Here is a 14,659-nt window from a genome sequence, read left to right on the forward strand (position 1 = left end):
GTCCGCCCCCACCCCAAACAACGCGGGGTCACATCCGGCCCATCCGGAGGGCCGGAATGGGCGGGATGTGACCCCGCGTTGCTGGTGGTGGTGGGGGTTATCCGATGCCGATGGCTCCGGTCAGGACGCCGACGGCGAGCATGACCAGGGACACGACGGCGGTGCGCCAGAGGACCTTCTTGTGGTGGTCGCCCAGCTCCACCTTGGCGAGGGAGACCAGGAGCAGGATCGCCGGGACCAGCGGGCTCTGCAGGTGGAACGGCTGGCCGGTGATGGAGGCGCGGGCCATGTCCGCGGCGCTGACGCCGTAGTGGGCCGCGGTCTCGCTGAGGACCGGGAGGACGCCGAAGTAGAAGGCGTCGTTGCTCATGAAGAACGTCATGGGGATGCTCAGTACGCCGGTGATGACGGCCATGAACGGGCCCATGTCAGCGGGGATGATCGCCACGAGCCACTCGGACATCGCCTTGACCATGCCGGTGCCGTTGAGGACGCCGGTGAGGACTGCAGCGGCCATGACCATGCTGACGACGGCAACAATCGAGGGTGCGTGGGCGATCAGCTGGGCACCCTGGTCCTTGACCTTCGAGAAATTGACCAGCAGGGCGATGGCGGAGCCCACCATAAAGACGAACGGGAGCGGAATGACGTTGGCGACGAGCGTGACCATGACTGCAACCGTCAGGCCGAGGTTGAACCAGAACAACTTGGGGCGCAGTGTCTTGCGGTTGGGGTCCAGTGCGGTGTCCGCCATGGCGGAATCGCGGTCGTCCACGAGCTCCTCGGTGCGTTCCAGGACCGCCACGGAGGAACCGCCTGCTGAGGGGCTTCCGGCGGCGGGGGCTCCCCCGGCAGGGCCGGAGGATTTGCGGCCGAAACCGAAGCGGCCGGTGCTGCCCACGGGCGAGCCGCCGTCGAACGTATTAGCGGTATCAAAGATCTCCGGGGCGACGGCGCGGAGCCGGTTGCGTTCCTGCAGGCCCAGGAGCCAGGCGAAGACGAAGACCACAACGAGGCCGGCGATGAGCGAGGGGATCATCGGAACGAAGACGTCGTTGACGTCGAGCTTCAGCGCGGTTGCGGCACGGGCGGTGGGGCCGCCCCACGGCAGGATGTTCATGGTGCCGTTGGCGAGGCCCGCCACGCAGGTCAGGACCACGGGGCTCATCTTGAGGCGCAGGTAGACCGGCAGCATGGCCGCGGTGGTGAGGATGAAGGTGGTGGAGCCGTCGCCGTCGAGAGACACTGCCGCGGCGAGGATGGCGGTGCCGAGGACCACTTTGGCGGGGTCGTTGCCGAGCTTGCGCAGGATGAACCGGACCAGCGGGTCAAAGAGCCCGACGTCGATCATCAGGCCGAAGTAGATGATGGCGAACATCAGCAGGGCTGCGGTGGACGTCATCGACTTCATCGAGTCCATGACCATAGGGCCGATGCCGAGGCCTGCGCCGGCGAAAAGTCCGAAAACGGTGGGGACGATGATGAGCGCCAGGACTGGCGTCAGCTTCTTCGTCATGATCAGCACCATGAATACCGCGATCATGGCGAATCCTAGTAATACCAGCACGGCCGGCTCCTTCTTCATTGAATCGCACCACCCCGGTGTGATGCGTACAACAGACGTTAGAGTGGCGCCCGTCACGGCTGGGCCTTTGCCTCATTTGATTGGCATACTGCTTATTGGACGGATTTTGCGCATTTTGCTCACACACTTGGGAGGACCGCCGTGCCACGTTGGACCCGCCGGGCTCCCCTGCGCTTCTCGACCCAGACGCTGCTGCTCCAGCTGGGGGTCGTGGCGCTGGTGGTGCTCCTGACCAGTGCCGTCCACGTCTGGCTCACCTGGGAGCGGCTGGGCCGCGAGGCGGAGAACCAGGCGCTGACGCTGGCCCGGACGGTGGCCTCGGACCCCCAGGTGCGGGCTGAAGTCCAGCAGATCAGCGCCCAGCCCGGCACTCCCCCGCCCGCCGAACTGCTCGGCGGGCCCCTGATGGCCGCTGCCGAGGGCGCGCGCACCCGCACGGGTGCCCTGTTCGTCGTCATCACCGACGAAACCGGTTTGCGCCTCGCGCACCCCGATGCCGAGCGGCTTGGCGAACGGGTCAGCACGGACCCGTCCGAGGCATTGGCCGGCAAGGAAGTCACCACCCGGAACACCGGCACCCTCGGCCCGTCCGCCGGGGCGAAGGTCCCGGTGTTCGCCCCGGGCACGGACACCGTGGTGGGCGAGGTCAGCGTGGGCTACTCCACCGAAACCATCGGCCAGAGCCTGGCCCGGGACGTCGTCCCGGTCGCGCTGACCGCTGCCGGGGCCCTGCTCGTCGGGGTCCTGGCCTCCTTCCTGTTCCGCCGCCGGCTCCAGCGGCTGACGCTGGGGCTGGAACCGGAGGAAATCAGCACCCTGGTCCACGACCAGGTGGCGGTCCTGCAGGGTGTCGACGACGGCGTGATCGGCGTCGCCGCGGACGGCAGGATCAGCGTGTTCAACTCCGCCGCCCAACGCCTGCTGGGCCAGCCCGACCTCACCGGAACGCCGTGGACCGATGCCCCGGTACCGGCCCGGCTGATCGCCCTGACCAGGGCCGACGCCGCCGAAGGTGACGGGGTGGAACTCGTCGCCGGCGGCCGGGTGCTGGTGGCAAGTGCCCGCAAGGCCCTGCACGGCCGCGAGGACCTGGGCTGGGTGGTCATGCTGCGGGACCGGACCGAACTCCAGCACCTGACCCGCCAGCTCGACGCTGTGGGCACCATGTCCACGGCGCTCCGGGCCCAGCGCCACGAGTTCGCCAACCAGCTGCACACCATCGCCGGCTTCATGAGCATCGGACAGCACCAGCAGGCCCGCGACTATCTGGCCCGGCTGGCCGCCACCGGGCCGCTGAAGTTCCCCGTGGACCAGGCGGAGCTGCTCCAGGACCCCTACCTGCAGGCCTTCCTCGGCGCCAAGGGCGTGGAGGCGGACGAACGCGGCGTGACCCTGCGGCTCGGCCCGGAAACCCTGGTCCGGGGCCAGGTCACCGAGCCGCAGGAAGTCACCACGGTCCTGGGCAACCTGATCGACAATGCGGTGGACGCCGCCGTCGCGGGCTCGGCGCCGGAGCGCTGGGTCGAGGTGGAAGTGCTCGACGGACCCGGCACCGGGGCGGGCGGCGGCACGCTGCATATCGTCGTCGGGGACTCCGGCGACGGCCTCCCGGCCGCTGCGGCGGGCAGCGCCGCCGCCGACGCAGACGCGGAGGCCGACGCCGACGCAGTGTTTGCGGAAGGATTCACGACCTCCGAACGCCCGGCCCGGGCGGGCGCCGGCCAGGGCCTGGGCCTCGCGCTGGCCCGGCAGCTGGCGCGCCGCCGCGGCGGGGACGTGCGTGTCCTGGACCCGGGCTCCCCCGGCGGTCCCGGCGCGGTATTCATGGCAACCCTGCCGGGGACGACGGCGCCCAACAAGACAAAGCCCAACGAAAAGGATAACGATGCCTGAGGACTTCAGGGTGCTGATTGTGGATGACGATTTCCACGTCGCCAAGCTGCATGCGGCCTATGTGGACTCCGTCGCGGGGTTCCTGGCCCTGCCCCCGGCCGGTTCGGCGTCGCAGGCCCTGCAGGCCATCCACAGCCTGCGCCCGGACCTGGTGCTGCTGGATGTCTACCTGCCGGACGCTTCCGGCCTGGACCTGTTGCGCCAGCTGGACGTGGACACGATGATCCTCAGCGCCGCCTCGGACACGGCCTCGCTCCGGCTCGCGTTCCGCCGCGGCGCGCTGGGCTACCTGCTGAAGCCGTTCACGGCCGAATCGCTGTCCCAGCTGCTGCGCTCCTATGCCCGCTACCGGCGGATTTTGGCCCAGCCGGGGAACGTCAGCCAGGACACGGTGGAACGGGCCACGCGCGCCCTGATCCCGGGGGATGTTGTTGCCTCGGCCAGGCCCCGGTCCGCCACCGAGGCAGCCGTACTGGAAACGCTGGAACCGGGCGAACAGTATTCGGCGGCCGAGGTCGCCAGCCGGGTCGGCGTGTCCCGGGCCACCGCCCAGCGGTACCTGTCGGCGCTCGCCGACGACGGCGCCGTCGACATCCAGCTGCGCTACGGCACCACCGGCCGGCCCGAGCACCGCTACGGGCTGCCGCCGGCCGCAACCGCCTGAGCCCACCCCCGCCAAGACAACGCGGGGTCACCTACGGCCCATCCGGGGCACCGGGATGGGCCGTAGGTGACCCCGCGTTGCGGTTGGCGCGGTTGGCGCGGTTAGCTGGTGCTCTTGTGGGCCACGAGTTCGATTTCGACCAGCATCTTGGGGTCCAGGAACGGCAGGACGTGGACCAGGGCCAGGCTGGGGCGGATCTCGCCGAAGACTTCGCCATGGGCGCGCCCGACTTCCTCCCACTGGCTGATGTCCGTCAGGTACAGCTTGGACTGCACCACGTCGGCGTAGTCGAAGCCGGCGTCGGCCAGGACGGTGCCGAGCTTGTCCAGGATGAAGCGGGTCTGGGTGTAGAAGTCCTCGCCGACCACGCCGTCCTCGCCGCTGGCGGCAGTAGCGGAGATGTAGAGGGTGTTGTCCACCTGGACCGCCCGGGAGTAACCAACCTTCTGTTCCCAGACGGAGCCGGTGCCGAATGTTTTGCGCATGGAGGTGCCTTTCGCAGTGTGGGGTGGAGTCGGCACCACTTTAAGGCGGCGGGAGGCGCCGCCGGTAAACCGGCGCAAATGTGTCGGGCCGGAGCGGTCCGGGTCAGCTGCTGATGTCCCGGTTCGTCCGGAAGGCGTTGCGGCGGGCGTGCTCGTGGACGCGGCTCAGGGCCTCGATCTGGGACCGAGCATCGGCGCCGAGGGCGGTGAAGGTGGCCGGGTTGAGCCCGAGCTCGGGCGCCAGCTCTTCCAGGGTCTGCCAGCCGCCGAGCTTGCCCAGGACCGCGGCACGCATCAGCTCGGCCTCCAGCACCATGGTCATCGGCGACCGGCGGACGATGCGCCCGTTCAGCTTGAGCCGGCCGGCATGCTCGGCCAGCCAGACGGCGGCCTGGCGGTGCGGGCGCTGCCGCAGGCCGAGGTCGTGGATCAGGCCGCGGAGCACGTCCCGTTCCCGGGTGATTTCCGCGCTGACCCGGGCGAGGTCGGCGGACACCGGGGTGTCGGCGAAAGCCTCAGCCATGCGCTGGATGCGGGAGACGCCGGCGGTGGAGCCGGTGAGGTGGTCCGAGAGGTACAGACCGAGGAGTTTAGCGTCGATAGAGCCGGGGATGTGCGGTGCCATGGTTCCTCCAGGGTGCCTGTGCCTGAGCGTTTCGATAGACCCAAACCCTACCCGACGGCGGCCTGCGGCCCGGCCTTACAGCTCCTGGCGGTAAACCAGCAGCTTGATGTCGGTGTCCGGCACCACCCAGTCACGCTCGGGGGCCCGCTGGAAGCCGGTCTTGAGATAGAGTCCGTGGGCGCTTTCCCAGGTCAGGCCCGTGGTCAGCGCCACGGCGCTGATCCCGGGCATCGACCGGGCATGTTCGAGGATGGCGTGGACCATGGCCTTGCCGGCGCCACTGCGCTGAACGGCCGGATCCACGACGAGCATACGGAATTCCAGCTCATCGCTTCGGGCGATGTCCGCGTAGGGTTCGCCGGCAACGGCCAGGGTCACGGAGCCGACGATGCGGCCCGCGCGTTCCGCCACCCAGATGGTGGCCTTTGCGGCCCGCCGGGCCACGTCCTGGATCTGCCGCATGTAGGGGTGGTCGGCGCTCTCGAAGTAGCCGGCGGCAAGGTAGGCGTCCCGGGTGATGCGCGCAATCGCGTCGTAGTCGGCCGGAACTGCAGGGCGGATGATGATCTGGGGATGCACCTGTCCATGCTACGGGCGGGTGGGGCTGGCGGGCCGCGGAACGGCAGTTTCCGTGACTGAACTATCAGAACGGGCCCGCCCGTGCGGATCGGCCCGCAACGGCCGGGCTAGAGCGGGAACTTGCCCGAGAGCTCCAGGGTCCCGGCGCAGGTCCAGGCCGAGAGACGTTCGTCGTCGGAGGGGCCGCCGGCCAGCGGGCTGGTCAGCCGCGGCCGGCGCACCCAGCAGCCGGCCTCTTCAGCGATCAGGGCGCCGGCGGCGAAGTCGTGCTCGTTGAGGCCGCGTTCACCGTAGGCGTCGTGGGTGCCGTCGGCCACGAGGCAGAGGTCCAGGGCGGCGGAGCCGAGGCGGCGGACATCGGCGAAGCCGTCCATAATGCCGCCCAGTCCGGCAGCCTGTTCCGCCCGGACGGCCGGGTCGTAGCTGAAGCCCGTGGCCAGGATCTGCCCGGTGCGCCCCGGGACGGGTCCGGACAGCGACGTCAGCCGGCCCGCTTCCTCGAGCCATGCGCCCCGCCCGCGGAGCGCGTAGTACCTCCGGCCCAAGGCCGGTGCGTTCACGACGCCGGCCAGCCAGACGCCGTCGGGGTCCGCCACAGCCACGGACGTGCCGTAGTAGACGATGTTGCGGATGAAGTTGGTGGTCCCGTCGAGCGGGTCGATGGACCAGCGGTAGCCGCTGGGCGCGGTGGGAAGGACGGTGCCGCCCTCCTCGCCGGTGATGGTGTCGAACGGCCTCGCCGCGGTGATGACCTCCCGGACGGCGGTTTCCGCTGCGAGGTCGAAGGCTGTGACCCAGTCCCCGGAGTCGCCCTTGTTGCTGACGTCGAGCTCTGCGGCGTTCCGGCCGGCCAGGACCGCAGCCCCGGCTGCTGCCGCCCGCTGCGCGAGTTCCAGCAGCGCGGCCGGGAGTTCGGCGGTGCGGTCAAGGGCATTGGCTGTCATTCGGTCACAACTTCCTGGTGGTCTTCTTCGGCTTCCTCACGGGCGCCGTCTCCGGCGTCGTCCTGGACCCCGGCGTCGCCTGAGTCGACCGGACCGCCCGAGGTACCGTCCGCCGGGCCGTCGGCCAGCAGTGCGCGGAAGCCGTCCTCATCCAGGACCGGCACGCCGAGCTGTTCGGCCTTGTCCAGTTTGGTTCCCGCGTTCTCGCCGGCCACAACGTAGTCCGTCTTCTTTGAGACCGAGCCTGCCGCCTTGCCGCCGCGCAGCAGGATCGCTTCCTTCGCCTCGTCCCGGCTGAAGCCCTCCAGGCTGCCGGTCACCACGATTGTCAGTCCTTCCAGCGTCCGGGGCATGGACTCGTCGCGTTCGTCCTCCATCCGGACGCCGTCCGCAGCCCAGGTGTCCACGATCTCGCGGTGCCAGTCCTCGGCGAACCATTCGGTCAGGGCGGCGGCGATCACCGGCCCGACGCCGTCGACGTGGGCGAGCTCCTCCTCGGAAGCCTGCCGGATGGCGTCCATGCTGCCGAACGCCGTGGCCAGGGCACGGGAGGCCCGCGGTCCGACGTGCCGGATGGACAGCGCCACCAGGACGCGCCAGAGCGGCTGGGTTTTGGCCTTCTCCAGCTCGCGGAAGAGCTTCTCCGTGGTGGCCGTCGGTTTGGACGGCGTCTTGGCGGTGCCCTTGCTGTAGAAGTATGGCACCAGCTCGAACTCGCCGGTGGCGACCCCCTTGGACCGCTTTTCCCGGCGGATGCGGACGTCGGCCAGGTCAGCGGGTGTCAGCCGGAACAGGTTCGCCTCGGTGGTCAGCGGCGGGGTCTCCGGTTCGGCGGGCTGGGTCAGGGCGATCGCGGCTTCCCAGCCCAGGGCCTCGATATCGAAGGCGCCGCGGCCGGCGAGGTGGAACACCCGTTCGCGCAGCTGCGCGGGGCAGGACCTGGAGTTGGGGCAGCGGATGTCCACGTCCCCTTCCTTGGCCGGCGCCAGCGGGGTGCCGCAGGCGGGGCATTCGGTGGGCATCACGAAGTCCCGGACCGGCGGATCCTGCTGCTCGCGCAGGGCCAGGACCGGCCCGACGATTTCAGGGATGACGTCCCCGGCCTTGCGCAGCACCACGATGTCGCCGATCTTGACGCCCTTGGCCTTGACGACCTCCTGGTTGTGCAGGGTGGCCATCTCCACGGTGGAGCCCGCGACTTTAACGGGTTCCATCACGCCATACGGCGTGACCCGGCCGGTGCGGCCGACGTTGACCGCGATGTCCAGCAGCTTGGTGTGGACTTCCTCCGGCGGGTATTTGTAGGCGACGGCCCAGCGCGGAACCCGGGAGGTGTAGCCGAGCGCGCGCTGGGTGGCGAAGTCGTCGACCTTGACCACAATTCCGTCGATTTCGTGGCTGAGGCTGTGGCGCTTGTCGCCGTAGCGGGTGATGAATTCCAGCACGTCCTGGAGCCCGGGCAGGACCTCGAAGTAGGGGCTGGTGGGCAGCCCCCACTCGGCGAGCTGCCGGTAGGTGTCCGACTGGCTGGTGGTTTCGAGTCCCTCGCGGGCCCCGATGCCGTGCACGTACATCCGCAGCGGGCGCTTGGCGGTTTCCGCCGGGTCCTTTTGCCGCAGCGAGCCGGCGGCGGCGTTGCGGGGGTTGGCCAGCGGCGCCTTGCCGGCCTCGATCAGGGCCTCGTTGAATTCGGCGAAGGCCTTGGACGGGATGAAGACCTCGCCGCGGACCTCCATCTCGGCCGGGAAACCGCTGCCGCTGAGCTGCTGCGGGATCTCCTTGATGGTGAGGACGTTGTGGGTGATGTCCTCCCCCGTGGTGCCGTCGCCGCGGGTGGCGGCCCGGACCAGCACGCCGTCGCGGTAGAGCAGGTTGACGGCGAGGCCGTCGATCTTGAGTTCGGTGAGCCAGGCCGGCGTCCCGTTGCCGAGCTTGGTGATGTTCGCTTCGGCCTTGGCAATCCAGGCTTCCAGCTCCTCGAGGGAGAAGACGTCCTCCAGGCTGTACATGCGCTGCAGATGTTCGACGGCGGCAAAGGCGGCGGACACTTCGCCGCCCACCTCCTGGGTCGGGGAATCGTTGGCCACGAGTTCCGGATGCATCGCCTCGATGGTTTCCAGCCGCCGGTAGAGTTCGTCGAACTCGGCGTCCGAAATGATCGGTGCATCCTCCTGGTAGTACGCGAAGCGGTGCTTGCGGACCTCCTCGACGAGGTCCTCGTACTCTTCGCGCACGGACCCGGAGGGGGTTCGTGTTTCGGCGTCTGCTGCAGTGTTCCCTGTGCTCACAGACCTATCCTGCCCTAGATCGCCGACATTGTCCGGTCAGGATTACCCGGTGCCGTGCCGCGCCAGGGCCGGGGCCGCACCAGGCGGCCGGGACGGTTCCTGGCCGCTGCAGCGCCCTGAATCGGCGGGGGCTGCAACGGCCGCCTGACGGCGGGTCTCGAACAGTGGGCTCTACTCGTACAGGGCGATGAAACGGCCAACCACGCCGCCGGCGCGCAGTTGGTCGATCGCGCCAGGGATCCCCGCCTGGGTGATGAGGTTCATGGGCGGGTTCAGCTGGCCGGATTTCATCAGCTCGTAGATGCCCTCGAGGTCTTGCTTCGTGCCGGACTTGGAGCCCTTGATCGAGAGCTGGGTTGATGATGAGCGGTGGGTGTTGATGGTGGACTCAAGGCGGTTCATGCCGACCTGGACGAGGGTGCCGAACTCGGCGAGCGTCTCGATGGCAGCGGAGGTGGTGGTGCCGAAGCCGGCGTAGTCGACGATGAGGTCGAGGTTCTTGTCCTTGAACGCCTCGATCGAGTCGGCAACACCCGCGAGGCCGATCTCGTCGGCGGGTTTCTGCGTCTCGGGGTTGACCTCGGCGCCGTACACCTCAGCGCCGGCCAGCACGGCCACCCGGGCGCCGACGTACCCGAGTCCGATCACGCCGACTTTCATGCCGTCCTTGGCGCCGCCGACGGCCATGATGGCGTGGTTGGAGGTGAGGCCGGCGTCGGTCGCCATCGCGCCGAGCTCGAACGGGACTTCATCGGGGAGCCTGACGAGGTTGTCCGAGGTCGCCAGCAGCCTGGGGCCGAAGCCGCCGTCCCACTTGCCGTAACCGAGGGCATCGCCGTCGCCCATCACGGGGGCGAGACCCACCCGGTCACCGACGTTCCACTGTCCCATGCCCTCGCCGACCTCGGTGATGACGCCGGCGTTCTCGTGTCCCATGGTGCGCGGGAGGTGAGGGAAGAGCGGCATCCAACCGGGATCGTCCAGTGCGGTCACATCGGAGTGGCAGACTCCCGCGGGCACCCTACGCCGGGTCTAAGACCGGCCCGAAGCGCCGAGGGAACTCCCGGAAAACTGTCCCTTAACAAGCCGTGGCCGTTGCAACTCCCGCTATCAAGGGGGGCTGCAACGGCCACCAGAACTCCGGAGTTGCCTCCGGGCCGTGTGCTGTCGATCCTGGGCTTAGCGGGAAGCGCTTTCCTGCTCCGTGGCGTTGCGGCTGGCGTGCTTGCCGGCCTCCTGCAGCGCCTGGGACACCTTCGCCAGCGCGGCGACGTGCTGGCCGTTCCACTCGCTGCGGAACTTGTCCGCGTCCGGGCCCTTCCAGTCGGTGCCCTCAAGCACCTTGGTCAGCAGCGACTTCTGCTTGTCGATCTCCGACGAACCCGCCTGCAGCTTCGTCCCAAGAGTCTTGAGCTGAGCTATGTCTGCGCCCCAAATAGCCATTCGAAAATCTCCTCCAATAAAGTGAACGGACCCGGGCCCTGCCGGCGTCCCCCAAAGGCCCCCGGCTGTTCCCGGAAGTCCATTGCCTCGAACCTACCCTGTCCGCCGAAAAAGTGTCGATGGGCACCCCTCCCCATCCCGCCGGGTCAGGCCAGCAGGTTGTAGACGTCGAGCCCGAAGCGGTTCAGTCCCGGTGTGCCGGCGTAGCCAAGGTAGGGCAGTCCGAAGGTGTCTTCGATGCTGGCCAGCAGGCTGTAGTGGTTGTACGGGGTGGTGGACCAGGTGCCCCCCTTGGTGAACGGGGAAAGGACCAGGGCTCCGACCCTGCCGCCGCCTGGGCCGGTGATGCCCGGCAGCGGGGAGTTTGGTCCGGGGCCTTCCCCGCAGCAGGCGGTGGCATCGGACTGCGGGCCGTCTGATTCGTCGAACGTAATCACCAGGACGCCGTCCTGCTTGAATGCCGGGGACGATGTAATAGCCGGCACCCACTGCTTCAGCCACTCGTCGGCACTGGGCAGGCCGCCGGGCTGCCCGTCCGCACACGGGGAGTCGTGGCCGTCGTGGCAGAGGTTCGGCGTGATCATGGACAGGTTGGGGGTGGTGGCGGTCGAGGTCAGGTCCGTCTTCAGGGCGCTGAGGTCGACGTCGTTCCTGGCGCAGTCCGGCGAGTCGGTGATCCCGGCGAAGTAGACGAACGGGTTGTGGCGGGCCGCGTACTGGTCTCCGGCTTTGGCCTTTTGGGTGTCGTCGACCGCGCCGAGTGCGGGGTGCCGGCAGGGGGTGCCCATGTCCTCCATGTAGCCCTTCCAGGTCTTTCCTGCGGCCGTTAGCTGTCCAGCGACGGTGGGGACGCTGGACGGGAAGACGCAGCCGTCGCCGACTGCCTGGCCCGGGCTGGCCGTCCCGGTGCCGACGAACGGTGTGTAGCTCTGGCAGTCGGCCTGCATCTGGGGGTTTGGCCCCTGTCCGGAAATCTGTGCCACGTAGTTGGGCTGGGAGTTGTGGGCTGTTCCGAAGTACTGGTTCAGCAGCACCCCCTGGGCCCGGAGGGTCTGGGACAGATACGGGGCGGCCGACGCCGGACCCCAGGTTTCGTCGTAGCCCTTGTTCTCGAGGTTGATGACGAAGACGTGCTTCGCGCCGGGCAGATAGCTTTGGGCCTGCGGAGCCATCGGAGCGCCGGCGGTGGCAGCCGGCTGGGCGGGTCCGGAGACGATCGCTGCCGCAGCGAGCAGAACGACGGCCGCGGCGGAGGCGCGCAGGGCGAGCCGCCGGCGGCGCCTGCGGGTGCCAGAGGTCGCCGTCGTGTGATCTGTGGTGGTGTTCAAGGGAGCTTCCATCCGTCGGCGAGGGCCTTCTCTTTCAGTCCTGACCACTCCTCGGCCGGAGGCGGCCCCACCGGGGAGCAGGCCGGCCCGGCAACGAACGGCGGGACCAGGTACTTGGGGGCGGTCAGGTTTGCCGGTGTGCCGAAGTCCAGCACCTCGGCAATGTTCCGGGCGGCCTTGTCCCTGGGCGTCAGGGGCGGCAGGTTCCACCGCCACTCGATGGCTTTCAGGACCGAAGTGTGGTCGTAGACGTCGTGGGCGACGTACCGTCGTCGGGCGCGCGGTGAGATGACCACGGAGGGCACCCGGAAGCCGCGCAGTGCCGTGTCCGTGCTCGTGTCCGGGGCGCTGGCCGGGGGGACGTGGTCGTAAAAGCCGCCCCACTCGTCATAGTTGATCACCAGCATCGTGTTGGCCCAGCCAGGGCCGGTGGTGACGGCGTTGTAGACCTCTGCCAGGAAAAGTTCGCCGGCGCGGATGTCGGCGTGCGGGTGGTCATCCCCCGAGGTGCCGGAGCCTTCATCGGTGAAACGGGGGTCCACGAAGGACACCGCTGGGAGGCTGCCGGCAGCACAGTCCGTGAGGAATTCTGAGTAGTGGTGCGAGATTCCGAGGTACTTCGGGCCCCACAGCGCGGTGAACGGTATGTCACCGTAGTAGTACTTGCCGGACACTCCGGCGGTGGACAGCCGGTCCCAGATGGTCGGGAGCGTGGACGTCACGGTGGAGTTATGGAGCCTGTCCGTTGCGGCGGCGTGCTGGTAGAACCTGTTCGGGTAGGTTTCGGCCATCGTGGCGGCGAAGTACCGGTCGCAGACCGTCCAGTCCGGTCCCGACTGCCGCCAGAAGTCGAGGTCGGCGGCGGCGTAATAGCCGACGGCGAACTCGTCGTTTTCGCCTGCGCGCAGCCAGCCGTTGTTTTTGCCGTCGTTGTACTCGATCCGGCCGCCCTCGTAGGAGTGGTCCGGGTCCGGGTGCCCGCAGCCCTGAAAATCCGTCAGATGATACGTGGTGTGCGGAATACCGTAGCGGTCCGTGTAGCTCAGGCCGTCCTGTTTGCCGTCCGCACCAGGCATCCACCCCACGAAGTGGTCAAAGGAACGGTTTTCCATCATCACGACGATGATGTGCTCGATCCCGGAGCTGGTGGCAGCCGGCAGCGGGGGCGGGGCCGCATCGGCGGGCCAGGCCGAGGCCCCCGCGACCACCGCGCCGGCCGCGGCCGTACCTGCAACACCCAAAAAACTGCGTCTTGAAACGTTCACGTCGGATACTTTCCTTGTCGGGTGCGGCTTCCATTGCCACCCAGGGTGGCTTGGCCAGCCGGAGGTCTAATCGATCTCGGGGCGGACTAGTTACGCGCTGCCGGCCCCGTGGCCGCAGCAGTGGCGGACGGTGTCCGGGAGTTGGCTGGCTCCACAGCAGCGCAGAGGCAGGGGCGCATGCCGTGCCAGCCGGTTGGATGCAGCGGGAAGTTACTGACGGGTTTAGTTCACGCCCAAAAGTAGATCACGGAAGGGTTACGGTCCGGGTCGATATGGGGGTCCGTTTATGCAGTGTTCATGGCGCGTTCTTGTCAGTACCCCTGGGGTTCACTTGGCGGCAAATCGCCGCCCGGAGACCGGCTTCCGTCGTGAGCCAATCGCCGCGGCGCGACCGTGCCCCAATGCGCGCAGCCAAAAGCGCCGGTCCGGCCCGGACCGCTAGGCTGGACCCGACGGAAGCGGGGAACCCGTGCCAATTGACGAGAGTCTCACTATTACAGAGCCGGAACGGATAGCAGCTTTGCACCGTCTCAAGCTCATGGATACGCCCGCGGAGGAGCGGTTCGACCGGATTACCAGGGCCGCGCGGGAGTTCTTCGGCGTCCCGTTGGCCGCCGTCAATCTCGTGGACTCCGACCGCCTGTTCGTAAAGTCGCCCCAGGGCCTCGCACGCTCCACAGTCCCCCGCCATGAGACTTTCTGCGACGCCACCGTCACGTCGCCCGACATCCTCGTGGTCCCCGACGCGACGGCCGACCGCCGCTTCGCAGGGCTCCCTGATGTTGCCGGTATCCGCGGTGTCCGCTTTTACGCTGGGCGTCCTCTTAATGCCGAGCCCGGAAGCCGGGTCGGCACCCTGTGCCTTTTCGACACACGACCGCGCGAGCTCTCCGCCACCGAACTCCGCCACCTGGACGAACTCGGAGCATGGGCCGAAGCAGAGATCCGGGACTCCGCAGACCGTGACCGGGCCCGCGCAACCCAACAGGCCCTGCTTCCCGCCGCTGCGCCCGCCGGCTCCGAATACGATGTGGCAGGGCTATGCCTTCCAAAAGCCGACGTCGGCGGGGACTTCTATTCATGGGAGGAATCCGGGGGAAGCCTGTGCCTGGCCATTGCCGATGTCATGGGCAAAGGCACAGCTGCAGCCCTCATGGCAGCCACTGTCCGGAGCGCCATCCAGAGCACTGGCAGCCAGCATCCCGGCACCGTCCTGGACATTGCCAGCGGCCGGCTCGCCCACGATCTCGACAGGACCACTACCTTCGCCACGGCCTTTCTGGCCACCCTCGACACGGTCACCGGGCAGCTCCGATACGCAGACGCCGGGCATGGCCTGACCATGCTCGTTTCCCCGGACGGTTCCCACCGCCGCCTGCACAGCAGCGGCCTGCCTCTGGGCATCGGCGAACCGGGGTCCTGGACGACGTCGACTACGGTGATAGGGCCCGGGGACACACTGGCCAGCTTCACCGACGGTGTCCTGGATCTCTACGGCGGGACGCTGACTGCCCTCGATAAACTCGCTGAAGTCATCCGGAACAGTCCTCCGTCAGCCGT

13 protein-coding genes are annotated in these 14,659 nt (G+C 68.4%); 3 read left to right on the top strand and 10 right to left on the bottom strand.

The window, feature by feature from the left end; all coding sequences use genetic code 11:
* Positions 1-97: 97 nt before the first annotated feature.
* A complete protein-coding gene (locus tag BJQ90_RS17070; protein WP_264197370.1) occupies positions 98-1,585 on the bottom strand; it encodes a CitMHS family transporter in 1,488 nt (495 codons plus the stop codon).
* 141 nt (positions 1,586-1,726) lie between these two features.
* On the opposite strand from BJQ90_RS17070, the gene BJQ90_RS17075 reads away from it, so the two are divergent.
* Both BJQ90_RS17075 and BJQ90_RS17080 read left to right on the top strand, forming a co-directional pair.
* Positions 1,727-3,478 carry an ATP-binding protein gene (locus tag BJQ90_RS17075; protein ID WP_226761404.1) on the top strand — a complete coding sequence of 584 codons (1,752 nt, stop codon included), beginning with the start codon at positions 1,727-1,729 and terminating at the stop codon, positions 3,476-3,478.
* The gene (locus BJQ90_RS17080; RefSeq protein ID WP_226761405.1) at positions 3,471-4,142 is read left to right on the top strand and encodes a response regulator; all 672 of its coding nucleotides are present in this window, start codon (positions 3,471-3,473) and stop codon (positions 4,140-4,142) included. Before BJQ90_RS17075 ends, BJQ90_RS17080 begins: the two co-directional genes overlap by 8 nt.
* 101 nt (positions 4,143-4,243) lie before the next feature.
* Here the strand turns inward: BJQ90_RS17080 and BJQ90_RS17085 are convergent, their stop codons facing one another.
* The 9 genes from BJQ90_RS17085 to BJQ90_RS17125 form a co-directional block, all read right to left on the bottom strand.
* Complete coding sequence (locus tag BJQ90_RS17085; protein ID WP_226761406.1) at positions 4,244-4,627, bottom strand: RidA family protein; 384 nt, start codon at positions 4,625-4,627, stop codon at positions 4,244-4,246.
* 103 nt (positions 4,628-4,730) lie between these two features.
* Positions 4,731-5,252: a hypothetical protein gene (locus tag BJQ90_RS17090; RefSeq protein WP_226761407.1), complete on the bottom strand. Its 522-nt coding sequence runs from the start codon at positions 5,250-5,252 to the stop codon at positions 4,731-4,733.
* A gap of 75 nt (positions 5,253-5,327) precedes the next feature.
* Positions 5,328-5,831 (bottom strand): GNAT family N-acetyltransferase, encoded by a 504-nt coding sequence (locus tag BJQ90_RS17095; protein ID WP_226761408.1) that lies wholly within the window; start codon positions 5,829-5,831, stop codon positions 5,328-5,330.
* A gap of 107 nt (positions 5,832-5,938) precedes the next feature.
* Entirely contained in the window at positions 5,939-6,775 is an 837-nt protein-coding gene (locus BJQ90_RS17100) for an inositol monophosphatase family protein (protein ID WP_226761409.1), read from the bottom strand.
* Positions 6,772-9,063 carry an NAD-dependent DNA ligase LigA gene (gene ligA, locus BJQ90_RS17105; protein ID WP_226761410.1) on the bottom strand — a complete coding sequence of 764 codons (2,292 nt, stop codon included), beginning with the start codon at positions 9,061-9,063 and terminating at the stop codon, positions 6,772-6,774. The genes BJQ90_RS17100 and ligA overlap by 4 nt, the downstream gene beginning before the upstream one ends.
* A 171-nt stretch (positions 9,064-9,234) precedes the next feature.
* Entirely contained in the window at positions 9,235-10,083 is an 849-nt protein-coding gene (locus tag BJQ90_RS22775) for a zinc-binding dehydrogenase (protein WP_226761411.1), read from the bottom strand.
* 159 nt (positions 10,084-10,242) lie between these two features.
* Positions 10,243-10,506 carry a hypothetical protein gene (locus BJQ90_RS17115; RefSeq protein ID WP_226761412.1) on the bottom strand — a complete coding sequence of 88 codons (264 nt, stop codon included), beginning with the start codon at positions 10,504-10,506 and terminating at the stop codon, positions 10,243-10,245.
* A gap of 146 nt (positions 10,507-10,652) precedes the next feature.
* A complete protein-coding gene (locus tag BJQ90_RS17120; protein ID WP_226761413.1) occupies positions 10,653-11,834 on the bottom strand; it encodes an alkaline phosphatase family protein in 1,182 nt (393 codons plus the stop codon).
* Positions 11,831-13,099, bottom strand: coding sequence for an alkaline phosphatase family protein (locus tag BJQ90_RS17125; RefSeq protein WP_226761414.1), 1,269 nt, complete (start codon positions 13,097-13,099; stop codon positions 11,831-11,833). Before BJQ90_RS17125 ends, BJQ90_RS17120 begins: the two co-directional genes overlap by 4 nt.
* A 538-nt stretch (positions 13,100-13,637) precedes the next feature.
* On the opposite strand from BJQ90_RS17125, the gene BJQ90_RS17130 reads away from it, so the two are divergent.
* Positions 13,638-14,659, top strand: a 1,022-nt coding sequence (locus BJQ90_RS17130; protein WP_226761415.1) for a PP2C family protein-serine/threonine phosphatase, incomplete at its 3' end; no start/stop codon positions are given.

Source organism: Arthrobacter sp. SO3, assembly GCF_020532825.1.
Lineage (GTDB): Bacteria > Actinomycetota > Actinomycetes > Actinomycetales > Micrococcaceae > Arthrobacter.

Bases quoted from the DNA above. Each gene is read 5' to 3' on its own strand.
- BJQ90_RS17090 (WP_226761407.1), bottom strand. From the start codon at position 5,252: ATGGCACCGCACATCCCCGGCTCTATCGACGCTAAACTCCTCGGTCTG.
- BJQ90_RS17115 (WP_226761412.1), bottom strand. From the start codon at position 10,506: ATGGCTATTTGGGGCGCAGACATAGCTCAGCTCAAGACTCTTGGGACG.
- BJQ90_RS17080 (WP_226761405.1), top strand. From the start codon at position 3,471: ATGCCTGAGGACTTCAGGGTGCTGATTGTGGATGACGATTTCCACGTC.
- BJQ90_RS17070 (WP_264197370.1), bottom strand. From the start codon at position 1,585: ATGAAGAAGGAGCCGGCCGTGCTGGTATTACTAGGATTCGCCATGATC.
- BJQ90_RS17085 (WP_226761406.1), bottom strand. From the start codon at position 4,627: ATGCGCAAAACATTCGGCACCGGCTCCGTCTGGGAACAGAAGGTTGGT.
- BJQ90_RS17100 (WP_226761409.1), bottom strand. From the start codon at position 6,775: ATGACAGCCAATGCCCTTGACCGCACCGCCGAACTCCCGGCCGCGCTG.